19 protein-coding genes and 1 pseudogene are annotated in these 20,681 nt (G+C 47.0%); 4 read left to right on the top strand and 16 right to left on the bottom strand.

The window, feature by feature from the left end; genetic code table 11:
- Positions 1-53: 53 nt before the first annotated feature.
- The gene (locus AC3ITG_RS16190) at positions 54-1,064 is read left to right on the top strand and encodes a LacI family DNA-binding transcriptional regulator (RefSeq protein ID WP_274567035.1); all 1,011 of its coding nucleotides are present in this window, start codon (positions 54-56) and stop codon (positions 1,062-1,064) included.
- 368 nt (positions 1,065-1,432) lie between these two features.
- Here the strand turns inward: AC3ITG_RS16190 and AC3ITG_RS16185 are convergent, their stop codons facing one another.
- The 3 genes from AC3ITG_RS16185 to AC3ITG_RS16175 all read right to left on the bottom strand — a co-directional run bounded on the left by AC3ITG_RS16185 (position 1,433) and on the right by AC3ITG_RS16175 (position 4,130).
- The gene (locus tag AC3ITG_RS16185; RefSeq protein ID WP_489254381.1) at positions 1,433-2,326 is read right to left on the bottom strand and encodes an NAD-dependent epimerase/dehydratase family protein; all 894 of its coding nucleotides are present in this window, start codon (positions 2,324-2,326) and stop codon (positions 1,433-1,435) included.
- Positions 2,327-2,419: 93 nt separating this feature from the next.
- Positions 2,420-3,046 (bottom strand): class I SAM-dependent methyltransferase, encoded by a 627-nt coding sequence (locus AC3ITG_RS16180; RefSeq protein ID WP_489254380.1) that lies wholly within the window; start codon positions 3,044-3,046, stop codon positions 2,420-2,422.
- Between the two features lie 103 nt (positions 3,047-3,149).
- Positions 3,150-4,130, bottom strand: a complete 981-nt coding sequence (locus AC3ITG_RS16175; RefSeq protein WP_489254379.1) for a Gfo/Idh/MocA family protein — start codon at positions 4,128-4,130, stop codon at positions 3,150-3,152.
- Positions 4,131-4,292: 162 nt separating this feature from the next.
- Here AC3ITG_RS16175 and AC3ITG_RS16170 point away from each other — a divergent pair, with 162 nt between their 5' ends.
- Together AC3ITG_RS16170 and AC3ITG_RS16165 are read left to right on the top strand one after the other, a co-directional pair.
- Positions 4,293-4,901 carry a bifunctional transcriptional activator/DNA repair enzyme AdaA gene (locus AC3ITG_RS16170; protein WP_489254378.1) on the top strand — a complete coding sequence of 203 codons (609 nt, stop codon included), beginning with the start codon at positions 4,293-4,295 and terminating at the stop codon, positions 4,899-4,901.
- Complete coding sequence (locus tag AC3ITG_RS16165; RefSeq protein WP_413378974.1) at positions 4,898-5,716, top strand: SPL family radical SAM protein; 819 nt, start codon at positions 4,898-4,900, stop codon at positions 5,714-5,716. Before AC3ITG_RS16170 ends, AC3ITG_RS16165 begins: the two co-directional genes overlap by 4 nt.
- A 77-nt stretch (positions 5,717-5,793) precedes the next feature.
- On the opposite strand, the gene AC3ITG_RS16160 is transcribed toward AC3ITG_RS16165, so the two are convergent.
- The 10 genes and pseudogenes from AC3ITG_RS16160 to AC3ITG_RS16115 all read right to left on the bottom strand — a co-directional run bounded on the left by AC3ITG_RS16160 (position 5,794) and on the right by AC3ITG_RS16115 (position 15,604).
- Positions 5,794-6,900, bottom strand: coding sequence for a Gfo/Idh/MocA family protein (locus AC3ITG_RS16160; RefSeq protein WP_489254377.1), 1,107 nt, complete (start codon positions 6,898-6,900; stop codon positions 5,794-5,796).
- A 114-nt stretch (positions 6,901-7,014) separates the two neighbouring features.
- Positions 7,015-7,743, bottom strand: coding sequence for a ThuA domain-containing protein (locus tag AC3ITG_RS16155; protein ID WP_413378970.1), 729 nt, complete (start codon positions 7,741-7,743; stop codon positions 7,015-7,017).
- A gap of 162 nt (positions 7,744-7,905) precedes the next feature.
- Positions 7,906-9,078 carry a Gfo/Idh/MocA family protein gene (locus AC3ITG_RS16150; protein ID WP_489254376.1) on the bottom strand — a complete coding sequence of 391 codons (1,173 nt, stop codon included), beginning with the start codon at positions 9,076-9,078 and terminating at the stop codon, positions 7,906-7,908.
- Between the two features lie 37 nt (positions 9,079-9,115).
- Entirely contained in the window at positions 9,116-10,162 is a 1,047-nt protein-coding gene (locus AC3ITG_RS16145; RefSeq protein WP_489254375.1) for a LacI family DNA-binding transcriptional regulator, read from the bottom strand.
- Positions 10,163-10,651: 489 nt separating this feature from the next.
- Positions 10,652-11,728: a class II fructose-bisphosphatase gene (gene glpX / locus AC3ITG_RS16140; protein WP_079695983.1), complete on the bottom strand. Its 1,077-nt coding sequence runs from the start codon at positions 11,726-11,728 to the stop codon at positions 10,652-10,654.
- 669 nt (positions 11,729-12,397) lie between these two features.
- Positions 12,398-12,964 (bottom strand): EVE domain-containing protein, encoded by a 567-nt coding sequence (locus tag AC3ITG_RS16135; RefSeq protein WP_489254374.1) that lies wholly within the window; start codon positions 12,962-12,964, stop codon positions 12,398-12,400.
- Positions 12,940-13,527, bottom strand: a complete 588-nt coding sequence (locus AC3ITG_RS16130) for a DinB family protein (RefSeq protein WP_489254373.1) — start codon at positions 13,525-13,527, stop codon at positions 12,940-12,942. Before AC3ITG_RS16130 ends, AC3ITG_RS16135 begins: the two co-directional genes overlap by 25 nt.
- A gap of 45 nt (positions 13,528-13,572) precedes the next feature.
- The gene (locus tag AC3ITG_RS16125) at positions 13,573-14,520 is read right to left on the bottom strand and encodes a helix-turn-helix transcriptional regulator (RefSeq protein ID WP_413378960.1); all 948 of its coding nucleotides are present in this window, start codon (positions 14,518-14,520) and stop codon (positions 13,573-13,575) included.
- 240 nt (positions 14,521-14,760) lie between these two features.
- Positions 14,761-15,144 (bottom strand): annotated as a pseudogene (locus AC3ITG_RS16120) ((2Fe-2S)-binding protein); the annotation flags it as partial.
- Positions 15,145-15,247: 103 nt separating this feature from the next.
- Positions 15,248-15,604, bottom strand: a complete 357-nt coding sequence (locus AC3ITG_RS16115) for a hypothetical protein (protein ID WP_072732914.1) — start codon at positions 15,602-15,604, stop codon at positions 15,248-15,250.
- A gap of 209 nt (positions 15,605-15,813) precedes the next feature.
- On the opposite strand from AC3ITG_RS16115, the gene AC3ITG_RS16110 reads away from it, so the two are divergent.
- Positions 15,814-16,728 (top strand): hypothetical protein, encoded by a 915-nt coding sequence (locus AC3ITG_RS16110; protein ID WP_163754177.1) that lies wholly within the window; start codon positions 15,814-15,816, stop codon positions 16,726-16,728.
- Between the two features lie 74 nt (positions 16,729-16,802).
- On the opposite strand, the gene AC3ITG_RS16105 is transcribed toward AC3ITG_RS16110, so the two are convergent.
- The 3 genes from AC3ITG_RS16105 to AC3ITG_RS16095 all read right to left on the bottom strand — a co-directional run bounded on the left by AC3ITG_RS16105 (position 16,803) and on the right by AC3ITG_RS16095 (position 20,646).
- Complete coding sequence (locus AC3ITG_RS16105) at positions 16,803-17,333, bottom strand: (2Fe-2S)-binding protein (RefSeq protein ID WP_163754180.1); 531 nt, start codon at positions 17,331-17,333, stop codon at positions 16,803-16,805.
- Positions 17,330-19,663, bottom strand: a complete 2,334-nt coding sequence (gene pucD / locus AC3ITG_RS16100) for a xanthine dehydrogenase subunit D (RefSeq protein ID WP_489254372.1) — start codon at positions 19,661-19,663, stop codon at positions 17,330-17,332. Before pucD ends, AC3ITG_RS16105 begins: the two co-directional genes overlap by 4 nt.
- Positions 19,664-19,731: 68 nt before the next feature.
- A complete protein-coding gene (locus AC3ITG_RS16095) occupies positions 19,732-20,646 on the bottom strand; it encodes an FAD binding domain-containing protein (RefSeq protein WP_489254371.1) in 915 nt (304 codons plus the stop codon).
- Positions 20,647-20,681 lie beyond the last annotated feature (35 nt).

Genomic DNA, 20,681 nt, shown 5'->3' with positions numbered 1-20,681 from the left:
TCGGCATTATCCTATAGAATGGAAAGACTATGTTGCGGAAAGGTTAGATCCTATTGATTACCATTTATGATATTGCCAAAAAAGCCAACGTCTCCGCCATGACCGTCTCCAAAGTCATTAATCAAACAGGTCGCATCAGCCCGGCGACACGCGAGCGTGTACAACAGGTCATTGAGGAACTTGGTTACATTCCCAACTCCAATGCACGCAGTCTTGTGCTGCAACGGACCCAGATGCTGTCACTGCTGATTACGGATATTACCAACCCCTTCTATACAACTCTGGCGCGGGGGGCTGAGGACGCTGCCAATCTGCGTGGTTATCGCCTCTTGTTCAGCAATAGCGACGAGGATTACGACAAGGAGAAAAATTATGTGGAAACCATTCTATCGACTCGCGTCGATGGTGTACTGTTTGCACCTGCAGGAGATCGCTCACTGAATCACTTGAAGCAGCTGCAGGAACGTAACATTCCGTTTGTTATTTTGGACCGCACTGTCCCGGGAATCACATCTGACGTTATCGCCGGGGACAGCCGAGATGGGGCGCTTCAATTGATTCGTTATCTGACGAATCTCGGACATCGCTGCATTGCTCTGGTTAATGGTTCTTCCGAGGTTTCGACTGCGCGGCTGCGAGAAGAAGGATACATGGAGGGGCTTCGGGAAGCCGAGCTGCCTTTTGATGAAGGCTTAATCCTTCGAACAGGCTACCGGGATTTCAGCGATGAAGTGGGTATCGACAGTTTACTTGCACATCAGCACAAACCTACAGCCATATTTGCAGCAAACAATATGCTCGCCATAGGCGTCATTCGACTTTTACGTAAACGGGGGCTTCGTGTGCCTGAAGACATCTCGGTCGTCTGTTTTGATGATCTGGACTTGGCTTCTGCCTTTGATCCCTTTCTCACCGTTGCTGCACAGCCTGCTTATGATTTCGGTGCCATCGGCATGCAAATGTTGATCGACCGAATTGAAGGCAAGGCTCCTGAGGAACCACAGACCGTCATTATGCCATCTGAGCTGCGTATTCGCGCTTCGGCCTCTGTACCTTGCGAATAAAGAGGAAAATCAATTGAAGATCAACCCTGTCTCGAGAGAAACTGTTTAGTTGAAGCAAATACAAACAGGACGCATCGGAGAATATCTCTCTGATTGCGTCCTGTTTTCTTTGTATGAAATGTACCTCTTATATATGGAATCTATATAAATTGAACTAAGCATTTACACAAGAACGTAGAGGACAGAAATAACCTGAAGAAGCGGAGCTAAAAGCTTTATGAAAGAAAGCTACATCGGAAGCATACACTTCGCCTTTATCCCCGGATTTTCCCCTTTGAAAAAAGGGAATCCAAAAAATCTGGGGATAACAGTGATCGGAAGGTTGTTCTGTCATCGGAGTGGCAAGCGTAAATATTCTTTAGTTCAATTTATCCCTCGGATTGAAGTGCCAGAGCGACTTCCCGAACTAAACCCGGGAACCAATCCATTAATGCTTCGAACGTATATCCCGCCTGCTCTGCTTTGGATGTATCCATTGTCCAGGATTCCGAGATTCCAAAGGGTGACATGTCTTCTTTGATCGTTTCGGTCAGTACCTGGGATTGCATGCCTGTTACCGTTTCGATCAGATGCATCATGGCGGAAAGAGTTATAGCTCCTTTGGACGCTGCATTCACAGGTCCTGTAATGGATGAATGTCCAAGCCAAGCGAGAAATCTCGCGGCCTCCGTGGAATTGATGAAACCAATCTCGGCGTTCGGATTGGGCATGCCGATGGGTTTTCCTTTTTGCACATGTTCAATATGAAAATGAAGTCTTCGCGTGTAATCATCAATCCCGAGTACAATTGGAATGCGCATCGCCGCCACCGGGAAATCCGCTTCCTGGAAAAACACAGCTTCCGCAAGCCGTTTACCCTCTCCATATGAGAAATTCTCATGGCTTCCATATTGCACCGGATAGGTGTACGGATCGAAATCGACTTCCGTAAATCCAGGTTTAGGATCTCCATATACCGAGAGCGTTGATGTCAAAATGTATCTTTGGGTCCGTCCCGCAAAAGCTTCGCAAGCCGACTTCGCCGCATCCGGTGAGTAACAGATGTTGTCATAGACAATATCCCACAAGTCGGTCTGCGCAACCTCGGCAAGAGATTTCGGGTCTTCACGATCCATTTTAATCCGGTTGACCTCAGGTCCAAAGTCTACATCCGTTTTTCCGCGAGTTGCGACCGTGATTTGAGACTTTCCTTCCCACAGTAAATGATCAACCAGGCGTTTGCCGAAGAAACGTGTCCCACCAAGTATAAGTACTTTTTTCATCCGATAAAACCTCCTAACCTCTTCTGGTCATGCGTATCTTATTAAAACCTTCATGAATGAAGTACTGTCTGTGTTGTTTCAATTCAGGTGTTTTTACCGGGATTTCACAATATGGAGCATCGTGTGTGCTCCCCGCTGGAATTCGTATGAGGTTTTCTCTTCAGAAGTAATATATCCGCGTTCTTCCAGTATAGCCTTTAGTTCATCCATGTGCTCATAACGTTTGCCAGACAAGTCTACTGTAGGAAAAATCCGCAGCTCCCGTTTGGTCACACGCAACAGCTCAAGGATCGTCTGAAGATGGAATTCGGCATCCAGACGATCTGCATACGTAAACAGGAAATGTGCAGACAATGTCAGGTCGAATTGTTCATCGGCAAAAGGTAACTCCGGCAGTACAGAGGCCACATAACGGTCAGGAAAACGTCTCATATCCGTTACACAGTCGGTGATTGCACGTCTACGTTCTTCTTTCAAGCCATGGATCGAACCGAAATCATCCCATCTATATTTGTCTTGTACTTGTTCCATTTGTTTCATCGTATGTTCAATATCCTGAAGTCCCTTCCCTTCCAGTTGGCTGATCTCATGTTCATAGGCGATATCCGCTGCCATGGGATCTACACCCCACTCTCGCGCATGGCTACTGAATGAACAAGCCCCACCCGGACAATCGAGAATGGACTTACCTTTAATTTCTTCCACGGTCAAGTTGAACATCTTCATATACTCCTCAAAGGTTCGCCCGATAAAAATAATCTGTGCCAGCTCCAGGCCGGCTACTCCGCTCTTCTGCTCATCTCGTCTCAGCTCACTTTCAGAATTAATCGTTAGGAAAAACAAGACCAATCTGCTGCCGGATCTGATCCATCACCTGCATGGTAACATAGGAACGTTCATAGGTGTTCATATCCGATTCCTTTTTGCCCTGCTGAATCAGATTGACAAACTCCTCCACCTCATAATACATCGACGGGTAAATTTGCTCGGCAGTGAGTTTTTCCACCGTACCATCATTGTAGCGTATCTCCGCATGTTCGGGTGAACCAATTTTGTCAATGAGGATGCTGCCGCGTTCGCCCATAATTTCACTTGGAACATGAGAATTGGAGATTTTCGAGTACGTCACTACCGCTTCCATCTCATCATAATTCAGAATGACACTGCCTTGTCCATCTACCCCTGATTCCAGCATCAATGCCTGGGACTGAACTTGTTTAGGCTCTCCAAACAACGTAATCAATGGATAGAGACAATACACACCAAGATCCATTAACGCTCCATTAGCAAGATCGGGTTTGAACGCATTCAGGACGATTCCTTCTTTATACTTGTCGTACCGGGAAGAGTACTGGCAATAGCTCGCCACATATTTACGTACCGGGCCAATTTTATGTAGGTGAGATTGAACCATTTTGAACGAGGGAACAAGGGTCGATTTCATAGCCTCCATGAGCAGAACTCCATGTTCTTTCGCTGTATCAATCATACGATGGACCTCTGCCCCATTGGCAGCCAAAGGCTTCTCGCACAGTACATGTTTGCCGTTTCTCAAAAACAACTCTGCCTGCTCGGCATGGAAGGTATTCGGTGTAGCAATGTACACGGCATCGAGGCCATCACTCGTCGCCATCTCTTCCAAATTGGTGAATCGAAGTGCAGCCTGATATTGATCTGCAAATGCATTAGCTTTATCTTCAGTTCTTGAGTACACGGCAGTCAATTCGAATCCTTCGACTTGTGCAGCGGCCTCAAGAAGCCTCTCTGTAATCCAGTTGGTACCTACCACTCCAAAACGAACCATTCAATCTACCTCTTTCGTAAATAAATTTCACGCTTAAACAGCTTGCCATCCTGTACATTGTAGCCTATATTTCATTCAGATTGAAGGGAAGTACATTTCCAACATATTGATATCTTGCGTTTTTGCTTGAACCATCGTCGATCTCCATAAATCAGGGGTATAATGAGACTTGAGGTGATTCTTTTGGAAAGTCACAACCCCTACCAAACAGATTCTGTTCCTATAGATGACAAACAGTGGAATGCCATTATCCACAACGACAGCAGCTTTGATGGAAAATTCTATTACGGTGTCAAAACAACAGGTATCTTTTGCAGACCTTCCTGCAAGTCGAAAGCACCCAAATATGAGAATGTCTCTATATTTAACAATCTTGAAGAAGCATTGGCACGACATTTCCGTCCATGCAAACGGTGCAAACCAACGGGAGAGCGAGTCCCCGATCAGGAATGGATTTCTGTTGTAACAGACTATATTGAACATCATTTTGCTGAGCCGCTAACACTAGATATTCTTGCAAATGTGAGTCACGGTAGTCCCTATCATCTGCATCGGGTGTTCAAACGGATTATTGGCCTAACTCCGGTAGAGTATATTCAGGAAAAAAGAGTTACCGAAGCCCGGAAATTGCTTGAAAGTACCCGGCTTACCGTTACAGATATCGGTCGACAGGTCGGCATAGCCAATCCGGCATATTTTATTACTGTATTTCGAAAACATACAGGATGCACACCTGCCAATTACCGTGAACAAAGGCGTGATCAATCATGAAGACCAGCTTGGTATACAAAGTACCCAAAACGTTGCTGAACAAAGGATCCGGGTTCCTTAATGGTTATACACATACGCTGAATCCCTACACAGGCTGCGCTTTTAGCTGTTCCTACTGTTATGTAAGGCAAATGCCCGTATCTTTATTTCGCAAAGAGCCATGGGGAAGCTGGGTTGATGTGAAACAGGAAGCCGCCAATGTACTTGCCAAGGAGCTGCAGCGTGCCAAATCGAAAGGTAAAGTCACTCTCTTTATGTCATCCAGTACAGATCCGTATCAGCCCGTTGAATATAAGGAGCAAATCACGCGGTCTTTGCTAGAAGTGATGGCCCAGCATCCACCCGATTTTATATTGGTTCAAACCCGAAGTCCATTGGTGACCCGAGATATCGATCTGCTGCAAAAGTTGGGTGACCGGGTCCGTGTTAGCATGACCGTGGAAACGGATCTGGATGATATCCGCAAGCAGTTCAGTCCTGCAGCTCCGCCAATCGCCGGCAGATTGCGTGCACTGGAACAACTGCGAGATGCCGGTATCCCTACACAAGCTGCTATTGCGCCAGTATTGCCCAGCAGCGAAAGCTTTGCAGCCATTCTGAGGCCGCTTGTTGATCGAATATGCATTGATGATTACTTTATGGGAGATGGCAGTGAGGGCAAGCGAACCCGGAGACTTGGCATGAAGCCACTTTACGAACAAGTTGACAAGGAAGATTGGTTCAGTCCTGAGGCATACAAAATGGTAGTCGAGCGAATGAAGGCGCATTTTGAGGAAGATGAAATCTGGATTAGCCAGGCCGGATTCGAACCCTAATTATGCCTTGATATAAAATGAAATTAGCCCTGCTTCCCTCGTATCGGGAGTCAGGGCTATACTTCTAACTTAATCGATTATTGATCAAGTGTGTATAATGGAAGATCTGCCGGCAGTGCAGCTGGGCGCTGACATGTGCTGTCCATTTTATAAAAAGTCTGCTCATCCGAAGAATCATGGAACGCCCACATGGCTTCAAGCACATGGTAGGCCAGCTCTCCACTTGCTCTATGAGCACGTCCGCTGCCCACTGCATAAGCCATATCTGCAACACCGATGCCACGTGTATTTTCCTGATATCCTGGCAGAAGCGGTACCTCAGTCCATTCCTCATCACCTAGCAAACGGTAACGAACTGGACCGCCGAATGTGTTTGGATCAGGAACCTGTAAGGTTCCATGGGTGCCGTATACTTCAATCGGTGGCAATACACTTCCGCCAAATACGTCAAAACTCGTAATCAGCGTGCCGATAGCTCCCTGCTCAAATTGCAACAATCCAGCTACATGCGTCGGAATTTCAACAGGGATGCTCTGACCCCGCTTTTTCTCACTCGTGATCGTCCGCTGTTCCATCGCTTTGCCCGTCATACCAGCAATTGACTTGATTGGCCCCAGCAATTGTACGAGCGCAGTCAGATAATAGGGCCCCATATCAAACATCGGCCCGCCACCGGCTGCATAGTAGAACTCCGGATCGGGATGCCAATGCTCATGTCCACGGCTCATCATGAATGCGGTAGCTGCCACAGGCTTGCCAATGACACCATCCTCTACCACTTTGAGTGCCGTCTGAATGCCTGAACCAAAGAACGTCTCTGGCGCACAGCCTACCAGCAGACCTTTGCGCTTGGCCGTTTCCAGGACCGCCTGACCCTCTTCACGTGTAACAGCGAGTGGTTTTTCCACGTAGACATGTTTACCTGCTTCGAGCGCCCGCAAACATACATCCGCATGAACGGCAGGAATCGTCAGATTGATAATCAGGTCGATCTCAGGGTCTGCCAAAATTTCCTCTACCGTGTATACGTTAGGAACATTATAGGCAGCCGCCTGCTCCTCTGCCTTGTTCCGATCTAGATCTGCAACCGCTACAAGATCAAGCACCTCAAATCGGTGACAGTTCTCCATATAAATACCGCTGATTTTACCGCAGCCAATAATGCCTACTTTCATTGTTTTCATGCTTGGACTCCCTTCGTGTTCCCACTTGATATAGCGCTTCCAAAACAACTCAAGACCGCTGTTATGTGGGTCAATTAATTGATCTCAACTGATATGAATTAGGTTTAAATTAAATTAGTGATTTTGGTTATCAGCCATTCCTGTGTAAACTTCAGTCACTGCGTCCTTGCGGCTTTGCGCAAGAGCTTTGCCTGCTGCAGTCCATTTGAAACCACTACGCATCATCTCAGTAACCTGTTTCATCTCCACAATATCTGCATGGTGTCCGAGCGAGTTGTAGAACACACGGCCTGCACCCCAGCGTTTGGTCCAAACGACTGGCATATCTACTGGGCCATTCGCTGCGTGAGGACCGTTAACAATAGGAAAACGTGTTGTTGCGAGCACTTCCACTGCAGGGTCCACGTGCAGGTAGTACTGTTCGCTTTTCACCTGGAAATCTTCAATATGATCCAGCAAAGGGCTGGAACCACGCTTCATGTTTACCGTGTACTCCACGCCGTCGTTCCCTGGATGCGCAACCCACTGTCCACCCGTCATGAACTGCCAGTCGACGTTGTTGCGGAACGCATCACACATCCCGCCATGAAGACCCGCAAGACCTACGCCGCTCTGAACAGCCGCAGATACGTTATTGACCAGTTCCTGTTCAATCTGTCCCATTGTCCACAGCGGAACGATTAGGTCCAGACCCAGCAGTTTCTCTGCATCGGCATAAGCTTCCAGTGTATCTGAGACTTCGACCTCGAATTGTTCTTCCTTCAAAATGCGTTCAAAAATCGCTGCTACCTGCTCTGGTTCATGTCCATCCCAGCCGCCCCATACGATTAGTGCTTTGCTCATCACCTATCACTCGCTTTCCGGAAGTTAAGTTATTGTCATTCTCTATCGGACCTTGCGCAAACTCAAGACCTCTCCGAGGTCAACATCCTAGCTTAAATCTAGCTTATTTATTTCAAATGAGTGTCAACATGATGTCCACTTCACAATTCAGTGGTTCAATGCTTACATTTCTTCTAGCGACACCCATCGGCGCTCTGTAACGGAACGTTCAACGGCTTCCAATACCGCTTGACAGGCAACCCCATCATGGAAACTTGGCTCAGGCTGCCGTCCTTCGGAGATCGCAGTCACCAGCTCCAGCATTTCATGTGTGAACGTATGCTCGAATCCAATCGTATGTCCCGCAGGCCACCACGCCTCAGCATATTTGTGTGCCGGATCGGTCGCCAGAACACGGCGGAAGCCCTGCACATCTTCATCATCCTTCGTAAAATACACTTCTAGTTCATTCATCCGTTCAAAATCAAAGCGGACGCTACCGAGACTGCCATTGATTTCAAACGAGTTGGTACTGCGATGACCTGCTGCAAACCGTGTAGCCTCAAAGCTTCCCAACGCACCATCTGCAAATCGTGCGAGGAACAAAGTGGCATCATCTACCGTCACTTCGCCCTTCGGAGCATCTGCGTTCGAACTGCCTTTGGCACTAAGTCCGGTCATTTCCGAAGCCAGCGGCCGCTGTTTAATGAACGTTTCGCTCATCCCAATTACTTCCTTGAATTCACCCACCAGGAAACGTGCCAGATCAATTAGGTGTGCGCCAAGATCGCCATGTGAGCCGGAACCGGCTACTTCCTTTTGCAGACGCCATACCAGCGGGAACGAAGGGTCCATGATCCAATCCTGAAGGAAAAACGCTCGGAAATGATAGATTTTGCCTAGGCGTCCGCTTTGCACCAACTCTTTAGCCAGCTGCACTGCTGGAGAGAAACGGTAGTTGAATCCGACCATGTGTGCAACCCCTGCTTCTTCAGCAGCCTGGAGCATTTCACGCGAATCAGCTAGCGACAAAGCCAGCGGTTTTTCACAGAACAGATGTTTACCCTGGCGAGCGGCTTCCAGCGCGATTTCCTTATGGGCATCACTCGGAGCATTAATATCGATCAGATCGATGTCATCACGCCGCACCAGCTCACGCCAATCCGTTACACTTTCAGACCAGCCGAACTGGCTGGCGGCCTCCTGAACTCTCTGCTCGTTCCGTCCGCAGATTACAGACATCTCCGGCTGCAGCGGGGCAGACGGGAAAAACATTGGCAGACTGCGATAAGCGTTGCTGTGGGCTTTCCCCATAAATTTGTATCCAACCATTCCGACACGAAGACGATTTGACATGGTCATTTCCTCCTTTTGGAATATAACTAGCAATGTATTAATTACGAATTGAAGAGGCACGGATGATCAGTTCCGTAGGCAACAACTGCCTTGCAGTTTCTGAGGGAACTTCGGTATTCACTGATGAAGCTGTTGCCCCCAATGATCCATGAATAAGCTTGGATGCAGCCAGTTCTCCCATTTCATAAAAGGGAACCCTGACGCTGCTCAGCGGTGGAACTGCCATCTCGGCCGCATCGGAGTCATCGTAACCCACAAACGCGGGGAAATCCTGAACCTTGATCCCACGCTCACGCAAACCATGCATAACACCGATTGCCATCCGGTCATTCGCAGCAAATACAGCGTCAATTTCGTCAAGCCGGGCTGCAATGGTGGCAGCTGCCTCCACCCCGCTTCGTCTGCCGTAATTCCCTTCCAACAACAGACTGGAATCCATATTCATTCCGGCCTCATTCAGTCCGATTTGAACGCCCTGAAGCCGCTCCTGACTGTTAGAATAACTATCCGGACCATTAAGAAAGGCAATTTTCCGGTAGCCCTGATCGGTAAGGTGACGGATTGCCAGCCTACTGCCCTCCACATGGTCGGCATCCACTTCCATGAATGATTCGCCTGCAAAGTGTTGGCTCATAATGCAAAAGGGATGCCCTTCCTGCTGAAGCTGTTGCATGGCAGCCAGTTCCCCATGATCATCTCGCGCGCCGAGAATGATGCAAGCATCCACTTTCTGACGGCGGAACAGATCCGTATAATTCATCACTTCACCCGGTGTCCTGAACATGACCAGCAAGTCCATGCCGCTGTCTCTGGCTTTGCTCCCAATGCCACTCAGCATTTCCGAGAAGAAATACGCCGAGAACAAGTGCGCCTTCGGAACGTAGGGCAACACCACGCCAAGGTTACCGCTTTTGCTTCTCGCAAAGCTGCGGGCTAGTGCGCTGGGCACGTAACCCAACTGCTCGGAAGCTTCAATGACCTTACGGCGGGTTTCCTCTTTAATAGGACCAACGCCATTAAGAACTCGGGATACTGTAGCTTCCGAAACACCGGCAAGTTCAGCCACTTCTTTACGGGATGCCATGGATCTCACCTCCTTCATGTTTCCTGAACACATGTAAAACCGATGCCATGTATCAAAATAATTATGTACGCGCGTACATCTTCTCATGTGTTGTAACCGTTGTCAATGCTTTTAACACAAAAAAAGATGAGGATTTGTGTAAACAAATTCCCCACCTCTTGCTTGCTATGTAAATTGAACTAAAGAATATTTACACTTGCCACTCCGATGACAGAACAACCTTCCGATCGCTGTTATCCCCAGATTTTTTGTAATCCCTTTTTCAAAGGGGAAAATCCGGGGATAAAGGCGAGGTGTATGCTTCCGATGTAGCTTTCTTTCAGAAAGCTTTTAGCTCCGCTTCTTCAGGTTATTTCTGTCCTCTACGTTCTCGTGTAAATGTTTAGTTCAATTTATATATTTTCTTGTAACTTGTCCTATATAACCTTCTTCGTCACACGCTTTCACATGGATTCATGTTGGCCCAGCTAACTAAAGTGCAGAGCTACATCAGGTCGTCACACCGTTACCAACGGATGATTGACTGAACTCAGCCTGTTCCAAAATAGTGACATGACTTTGAATGCGATCCGAAGGCTCAGGTGTCGATTGAAGCTGCCGCACTTTGTGCAACACTTCCTTATTAGGAAGGAAATGCTGAGAACGGATGAAACGAATCGTTTTTGTTTTGGCACGCATGACAATGGAATCGGTCTCTGCCCGGTCATCTGCGAGGTAACGCACTCCCCCAAGAATCTCACCAGGGGTAACACCTGTTGCTGCAAAAATAACATCTTCCGTGCCGATCATATCCTGCATCGTTAATACTTTGTAAGGATTGTCGATTCCCATTTGCAAGCAGCGCTGGAATTCGTCTGCATTCGCAGGCATCAGGCGACCTTGAATTTCGCCTCCCAGGCAGGACAAGGCGGCTGCAGCAAGCACACCTTCCGGTGCTCCGCCTGATCCGACATACAGATCAATACCTGCCTCTGGGAACGCAGGTGCCATTGCGCCAGCAACGTCACCATCACTGAGGAACTTGATTCGCACACCAACCTTGCGCAATGTCTTGATCGTGCTCTCATGCCGAACTCGGTCCAGAATCATGACAGTTAGATCTGAGATGTTTTTGTTTAATGCTTCAGCGGCTTTCTCCAATGTCACCTCAACCGGGTCTTCGATACTGACCTTGCCCACCAGAGCCGGCCCTACAGCCAGCTTCTCCATATACATATCCGGTGCGTGGAGAAGGTTGCCTTTTCCCGCCACTGCAATAACCGATAAAGCGTTGTTCAGGCCCTTGGCTACGATCTCTGTACCTTCCAAAGGATCTACAGCCACATCAACCTCGGGGCCCTCAGCGTTGCCGACTTCCTCGCCGATATACAACATGGGTGCTTCATCCATTTCTCCTTCACCGATTACCACCGTGCCGCGAATAGACACGGAATCGAACATGGCGCGCATAGCCAAAGTAGCCGCCTCATCTGCACTATTCTTGTCGCCCCGCCCCATCCAGGGTGCTGAAGCTAACGCAGCCAATTCTGTTACTCGGACAATTTCCAACGCCAGTTCGCGTTCCATTTTTCCCACTTCCTTTCCAGTTTCCAAAAGCATACATTGAAAGCGGTACTAAATCCATCGCAAATCCATATGAAATTGATCTTAAAAGGGAGCAATAGCCCGATTTTGAGAAATCACCCCATTCTGTCCCTCATCGATAAATGAACACATTTACACACGTTTGAACATGCCTTTTTACGAGTCTACTCCGCTAAATAATTTAGGTTTAAAGCAGCATATTTCATCTTATTTTTTTAGAAACTCCATATTCATCGCGTTGAGATTGTCCTTAGTGCAACTCATTTCATATAACAAGGTTTTTGTGTGATTAAACTTAAATTCACAAAGAGAAATATCATCCATTCTCACGTTCATCGAAAACGATTTATAATAAGCCCGCTACAACCATCCTGCACTTCAAAAGGAACTATATTGAAGGTGTTATAAGAGGGGCATTTTCTTCAAAGATTCGAACTAAAAATCCACCTAAATCCAACTCTATCCGCGCTTTAAAAATCGTTAGCAATATAGATACAGCTTATGGAGGTCATCGAAAATAATAAGTTTACATAATAATTATTACGTTGATAAAAATTCAGATTTTTATATTTCCCCTCAAATAGGTCTATTTTTCCCTCAGCTTTGTGTCCCAGATAAATATGATCTGACTCTTTCCCCAAACTTTGTAGGTTAGCAGGTTTCTACCTCAGCTCTCAACATGGCAACTGCAATTTTCAGAAAATCCTCTCTTTGAATTTGCAAGTGCCCATATCTAAAATGATATCCCCAACGTGCCTGTCCCCGAGTAAGGATCAGTTGGTCCAGCAAATCAGCGATCTTCACCTGCTGACAAGGATAATACTGAACATTCCTCCGATATGGTACAAAGGAATCCGACATACGATAGGTGTACACCTGATTGTCTATTACGCGCCCTATGGCGGTGAATGCTTGAAGTACCTTGCCTCCTTGCATGCTTGTTCGCGGCGAATAATAGATCAGCCAGTCTCCTGCATTCATTTTGCGCAGTGAAGCTACCTTGCCGTGACAGAGCTGGGCGAAGCCCCCTTCAACCCCTTTTTCCACATGTGATGCAGACACAACGCCGATCAAGTAGCGGTTTCCTTCTTCTGATTCTGCTTCGACATCTAACTGATGGGACAGAAATTCTCTCGTATGAGTCTGCTGAATTTCTTTGCTATTTGCCATCAAATCATGTTTTGCCTGTTCATTCATCTCTGCACCCGTTCTTCCCATGCCTTCTTCAGACGCTCAAGCTGCAAGAAATGATGACGATAATGCATCTCAACCAATGCAAACCATTCCTCTGCATTCAAACCGCCGAAGCTTGGATGTGCCAACGTACATTCCTGTGTTGTTTCTTCCAACAGCACTTCCATTCTCCGCATTTCATCCCTTACCTCATTAAATCCTTGAATTATTGATTCTCTTCCATCCGGTTGTAGTGGAGTATACTCAGGAGAAGCAGGAACGTGGATACGTATCGGAGGAAAACTTGCTTGCGCAAAAACAGCTTCACCTGTTTCTGTTTTGCCCTGGTTTTTCTTCTTACCTAAGTCCTCGTCTGCGCTTATACAAAGTTGAACATTGGCTAAATGCATTTTCATCGCAGATTGAATTAAATGCTGGTACATCTGGCCCACCGACCACTCAATTTCACTGGGTTTGTAGCTTAACTGAGCATCGCTCATCAGCTCCAGTTCCTGCAAATAACGTTCCAGCGTCAGTTCAAAATGACGTCGAATCTCATCGTTGTTCCTTGTTCTTGGCGTGTCCATACAAATAAACAGCTCCTTCAATCGGTTATAAACCGATCATACACAAACACTACTGACAGCGTTATGTCAGTAGTGTTTAAGGAGATTGCTTGCTTCCTCGCGAATACGGATTCTCAACGATTCAGGCTCTAAAACCAGAGCCGAGGCTCCCCAGCCAAGTATCCAACGCAGTACATCTTCTGGATGCCTTACACGAAAATCTGCGTATAATCCATCTGTTTGCAGTTCTGCTTTCTCCATGTAGTAATTATTCGCTTCAATCACTCTATCTGCAATTCGACCATGAAACCATACACGGACATGAACATCACGGTTGTCAGGTGGTGAGTAGCTATGAATATTAAAACCTGGAGGAAGATCGAATGGATCTGTACTAATCTCCAGGTCGCTCATGCGGGATATACGAAAATGACGAATCTCCTGTCGCAAATCGCATCGGGCAATCAGCATCCATGAGCCTTGCATCCAAAGCATCCCGTAAGGGGAGGCCATACGAATGGTCTTTTGCACGTTTTCATTAATAGTTCCAGGTTTATGGTAATGAAAGCGGATTTTGAGCTTATGCTGCATTGCCTTTCGGATGATTCCCATATGTTCGATCTCTCGCTCGCCTGCATGACTGTCCGGTGAACGAAGTAAACGGATACCCTGTTGTATCTGTCCCACCTCTTCCCGAAGAGGCACAGGCAGGATTGCTTCAATTTTGGAACGGGACGTAAGGGATGTACTTTTGTAGTAGTTATCGAAGCGCTGTTCCACAAAATCAAGTCCGATGAGAAGTGTTACTGCTTCTTCAGCTGTGAAGCTGATCGGAGGCAAAAAGTATCCTTCCATAAGTGAATATCCTACTCCGGGTTCTCCCACCACAGGAACTCCTGCCTCACATAACGCTTGAATGTCCCTGTATATGGTTCGGACACTTGTTTCAAACAAGAGGGCTAAATCTTCTGCACGTTGAACCTTCCCTCGCTGCAGTTCAAGTACGATGGCCAGCATACGATCTGATTTGTTCAAGAACACACCTCCTTGTGTGTAATACTAATTACACTCATCTTCATTGGACATCTATTATAAGTAACATACGGACAATTGAAAAGTATACTGACGAACAAGTCTTCACTATGCCCGCATCGACCCATTTTCGTAAGATGTTTCATTAAACAACAAAGACCAACCCCCAGAACATAGGTTGGTCTATAAAAACTCTTATGATATTGAAATTCAGAGAAAGCTCGGACCTCACTACTTCCATGATCATTGGGTAGAACCCATTCTATCGTGCTCATCGATAACCTTGTTTACCGCTCGTAGTATTCCTCCATATCCGGTGCAGCGGCACAGGTTGCCGCATAATCCCATTTCGATCTGTTCCTGACTAGGTTGCGGGTTGCGGTCCAAGAGAGCCTTGGTGGAAATCACCATTCCGGGAGTACAATATCCGCATTGAAAGCCGCCTTCTTCCACAAAAGCCTGCTGAATTGGGTGCAACTTACCTTCCACTTCTCCATGTAACCCTTCTATTGTTGTTATCTCACTGCCAACACATTGATAAGCCATAACGAGACAGGAATTTACCGGCTCTCCATCCATCAGTATCATACAAGCACCACATCGGCCGACTTCGCAGGAAACTTTCGTAATAATCATCCTTATCTATCGTCCGTTAGAGATAGTTAGCAAGCAATATAGATACAGCTTATGAGTTAATCCAAAATAATAAGCTTACATAATGATTGTTACGTTATTTTAAGTTCATTTTTTTGATGTTTTCTTTTAAAAGGTCGATTTTCTCCCCATCTTTATTCACCACATAAATATGGTCTGGTTTTTTGTCCAAACTTTTACCGCTAATCATCAATTGATGCCCGCCTTCTATGTTGTATTTTCGAATATATAATCCCGATCCTTCATCTTCATAAGGGTACGCTGCAAAATCATTCCATGTCAGGCTGTCTCCTTTCTCTGCGAGAGTATTCAGTTTTTTTAAGGGAATGGATGTACTCGCCCCCCCCTGATCATTATTTGCCTGACATCCTGAACAAAATGCAACCAAAAGCAACAATACTAAACTGAGTTTTCTAGGAATAAGTTTTGTCATTATTCTTCCTCCTTAAAATTTTATGTGGAATAATTTGTAATAAATATCTTGCTTTTGTCACTATTGTACCATAACATAATTACCGTATATTACATTTTTTAGAATTTATTCGAGAGGGGGTTCTCTATTCATAAGCACAGTTGAGTTAAACATATTTTACATCGCATTTGGAATCAAAATATTTAATAAATTTCAGGAGGGACGTAACAATGAAAAAATTAGTTTCATCTTTATTTGCAATGATCTTGTTATTCACACTAGCGTTACCTGTATTAGCTGAATCAAACAGTTCCAAAAAGGATACTTCTCCCGCAGCTGAAACTCAAACATGGTTGAATTGGTTTGACAAACTCACTAAAGAAGATCAATTAAAAGTAAGTTACAAACCAGCTGAATTAATATCTTTTGACGAGAATGCCCTCCTATCGTTACCTAATGTAGACCCATTAGCTTCTTTCGCTCCAGATACTAAAGAATGGTTGAACTGGTTTAACAGTTTAACAGAGGAAGAACAATTACAGGTGAATTATCGACCTGCTGAATTCGCCTTATTGAATAAAACAGAAGTCACTGTTCATGAAACCCAATACAACAACCAGACTATTGATTCTAAAACAAACTCAAATGATCAATTAACTCTTCAAGCTCTTGAAACAATGCCTACTGGTGGATATGAACACCCGTATTCTTCAAGTGCATGGGAAAATTTGACGGATAAAGCTAATTGCTATGCATACATGTTGAATACATCCACATATTCTGGACATAAATTACAACCAGGTGAACTGGCCGGAAAAGTTTTTACAAGTTTAACTTCTTCGAGCATCATTAGTGCCTCTAAGCTTGACATGCCATATTTAAATAAATCCCTACGAACTTCTACATATAGTGAAGTTCCTGGATACAGAGAGTACAAGGTAGCACTTGTTATTGCACCAAATTATGATTATCATTGGTACAGACAGGATGCTGATGGTGGCTGGTCACATAAGCGTGGGCTAACTGCTATTGATTTTAGAGATGCCAGTGGTAATTCGATTCGTAATCCACAAACAGCTGATCGTAATTATGGAAATGGTCTGAATTATTCGACTTGGGGCGGATGGTACATTATCAAATATTAATCGTTAGAAATAAAGACCGAGCGAAGCGGAGATATTCCCTCCAGCGCCCGGTCTTCTTTAATTCCGTAGTTCAATCACAGGTCAATTACTTTCTTCTCTTCCGTTGTTAAAATAGATGATGATAAACAGGTTTCTCCTGCGGTACGAACTGCACGAAGAATCCCTCCATATCCGGTACAGCGGCACAGGTTACCGCATAATCCCGTTTCAATCTGTTCCTGACTAGGCTGCGGATAGCGATCCAGCAATGCCTTGGTGGAAATCACCATCCCGGGAGTACAATACCCGCATTGGAAGCCGCCTTCTTCCACAAAAGCCTGCTGAATTGGGTGCAACTTCCCTTCCTCTTCACCATGTAACCCTTCAATTGTTGTTATTTCACTGCCAACACATTGATAAGCCATAACGAGACAGGAATTTACCGGCTCTCCATCCATCAGTATCATACAAGCACCACATCGGCCGACTTCGCAGGAAACTTTCGTTCCGGTCAGATTCAGTTGCGTCCGTAGTACATCCACAAGACGGGTTGTCTGGGCGATGTGCAATTGTTTCTCCTCGCCATTCACAACGGCTGTCCAGAAATTGCCCAAAGGTTCAGTCATGATAAGCTCACTCCTTTCTGAAGCGAGACGCCCAGTGGTTTGATTAGTTGATCGCGCGGAATCGGCAACCGATTAACCCACACCCCTGTAGCCTGATGAATCGCAGCGGTGATGGCAGGAGCAAGCGCCACCGAACCAATCTCGCCAATCCCCCGTGGTCCAAACGGATCGCCCTCTGGCAGATCTTCAATTGCCTCCACCTCCAGGTTGGTGTGAATGTCGCGAATCGTCGGAATCAGGTAGGTGTCCAGATTGGTTGTCATATAGCGACTGTCTTGCATCACGGCGTCCTCGGTCAATGTAAAACCCAGAGCCATTACGCTCCCGCCTTCAATCTGTCCGATGAATCCCATTGGATTGATGACAGGGCCAGCAGCCACCACATGCCTCGTATCCAGTAATTTGGCTTCCCCGGTTAGCGTGTTTACCTCCACCTCTGCTGCTACTGCCGCATACGTATATAGATAATGCCCACCCACAACATTGTCCGGCGTGGTCGGATATTCAAATTGAGTATCAAAAATCCATTCTTCCGCTTCTCCATGCTTCGCCAGATCAACGTAAGAAACAACAACTCTGGATTTCATCGCCGGTTCATTCGCAGTAATTTTTGGAGAAAGCTGTCCCTTGCGCCATACTCCCTCTATTCCAGTAATCAGTTCGTCAGCCGGAATACCTGACAAAGCAGAGGCTACTGACAAGATTTTGGAGCGGAATGGTGTCTGTAATCGCTGAAGAGCCATCCAGGCCATCGTCGTTGAACGCGAAGCGGTGCTTGAACCACTGTGTGGCACTCGATCCGTATCCCCAATGATGATGCTCAGATCGGATGTTGAACAGTGGAACAGATCGCAGAGCATCATTTCAAGCGTGGCAATGAGTCCCTGACCGAATTCTTCGTAGCTGAATGCCACTTCAATCTTACCTTCGGCATTCAGGGATAGGCGGCCCCCCGCCGGATCGGGTATGCCATAACCCAATCCTGCCCCGTGCATGGCGATGGCTGCACCCACACCACGTTTAATCCAGGGAGGCAGAGCAAGATCTGCCGGGGGATGCTGATGCTTTTGCCATAACTCCGAACGATCCATCGCCTCCCATACTTGCGACAGTCCATCCGTGACCAGAATCCGTTGATTCAATGGTCCAGGATCGGACTTTTCTCTCATGTTGCGTCTCCGAAACTCCCAAGGGTCCATATTCATAATCTCGGCGAGTCGATCCATCTGACCCTCCATTGCAAAGATTGCCTGATTACCGCCAAATCCCCGGAACTCTCCCGACACCCCTTTATTCGTATACACCGAGACACCCTCCACATCTACATGGGGAATAGAATAAGGCCCGAGACAGTGTTCTGTGCAAAAGTTCAGGACTGGCGCCCCCAGCGTGGCATATGCTCCGGTGTCTGCGGTAATACGGACTCGGTGAGCCTGGATCATGCCTTCACGGCTGATACCGGTCTGCATCTCAATTTTCATAGGATGCCGCTTCAAGCCTGCACGTACGGATTCTTTGCGTGAATTGTGCATTTTCACAGGACGTCCGGATCTTAACGCGAGCAGTGCCCCATAAGGCTGTACATTCAGCTCATCTTTCCCGCCAAAAGAACCGCCTATCGGAGACGAGACCACCCGAATATCCTCTTCGGAACACCCGATGATTCGGGCAAGTTGCATCCTGTCCTTGTAACCATGCTGTGTAGCCGCGTAGACATGGAGTCTCCCACTTTCATCAGGAACGAATAACCCGCCTTCCGTCTCCATATAGGCATGCATCTGGCGAGGGGTATAATACGTCTCACTCACAATATGTTCGCATGCAGCAAAGCCTTCATCTACATTGCCTCGCTTGATTTCGGTACAGTGCAGCACATTGCCGGGGCCATGTTCATGGAGCTCTGGTGCGCCGGGTGCCAGTGCAGCTTCTGGGCTGTCCAGCGGAGTCCATTCTTCATACTCAACACGGATGGCATCCAGAGCGAGCGCTGCACGTTCCGGGGAATCCGCAGCAACTGCGGCAATGGCATCACCGACATAACGAACGACATGCTCGCAAAATACAGGCTGATCTGGAGTTGCAATGCCAAAGAGGTTCAAACCGGGCACATCTTTGGAGGTGAGTACGGCAAATACGCCCTCCATAGCCTCCGCTCCGGTAATATCGATAGACAATATGCGGGCATAAGGGTAAGAGCTTCGAAGGACCCTTCCGTGGTTCATATCAGGTAGCGTCATGTCTGTCAGATATTGAAGCTTTCCCGTTACTTTGCCTACGCCATCTGGCCGCAGATGCCAGCGTTTCCCACTACTATTCCGATTCAACAGCATGATCTCTCTCCCCTTTACCCTTCAGAAGCTGTTGGGCTTACGTTTTGCTTCTCCAAAATGGTTTTCTTCTATGAGCGAAGTGCTTCCCAGAGTCCGGCACCGAGCATATTACCTGCCGTTTGCTTACGGTACTGTTCTGTAGCGAATGCATCACTATAAGTCACGAATTCCGAAGCTGCCGTGGCAGCTAGAGATGAAGCTTGCATAACAGAAGCCTCCACGCCAAGAAGCAACTTTTCCGACTCAGTAAGTCGCATGGCCATGCCTGAACCTCCACCTGCAGCTATCGCTATCTTATTCCAGCGGCCATCTGCACCCACTTCTCCGTGAAATGCAATTGTCACCAGCGATGCTGTAAAGGTCTCCCGCCGACCCAGCTTGCGGTAAAATGAAATTTCACGCTCCGCAGATGTCCGTTCGCTGGTGACATCAAGGAATGGCGTATGCTTCATCGGAATATGAATGGCGATTAACACATCATTCGGATTGCGACTGCCGTCACGACCACCGTTCAGCCAGGACGAAAGACTGCGCATCTCCATGCCGTTCTCCGTCATCCAGTATAACTGTGCATCGTAGACAAGGAGTGCGGGGATGGAGTCACCGACTCCCGATACAATGTTTCCGCCAATTGTCGCCACATTCCGAATAGAAGGAGCAGCGATAGCATTCATTGCAGACTGTAATATGGGCAACTGTTGCAGAAGAACGTCTGTGGCACAATGACTTAATCGCGTCAGTGCTCCTATGACCAGTTCATCTCCATCCACATTTACGCCGCTTGCACCTGGAATACGGGCAAGACTGATCATATGCTCAGGTACAGGAACAAGGCCGCCTTCCCACTGAGTACGCAATAATGTGGCCCCTGCTGCAAAACAATAGTTCCCGGACAGTTCACTCTTTAAAGCTTGAAGCTCATCTAGATTAACGGGCTGCCAAACCGTTGGCTGCGCTCCAGACCCATATGCCGGCATGACCATCCTTCCATCTCCCTTCTCTACCTGGAATCTATCTG

This window comes from Paenibacillus sp. GL_099_B, assembly GCF_057835695.1.
This window is presented reverse-complemented; position numbering and strand designations above follow the sequence as displayed.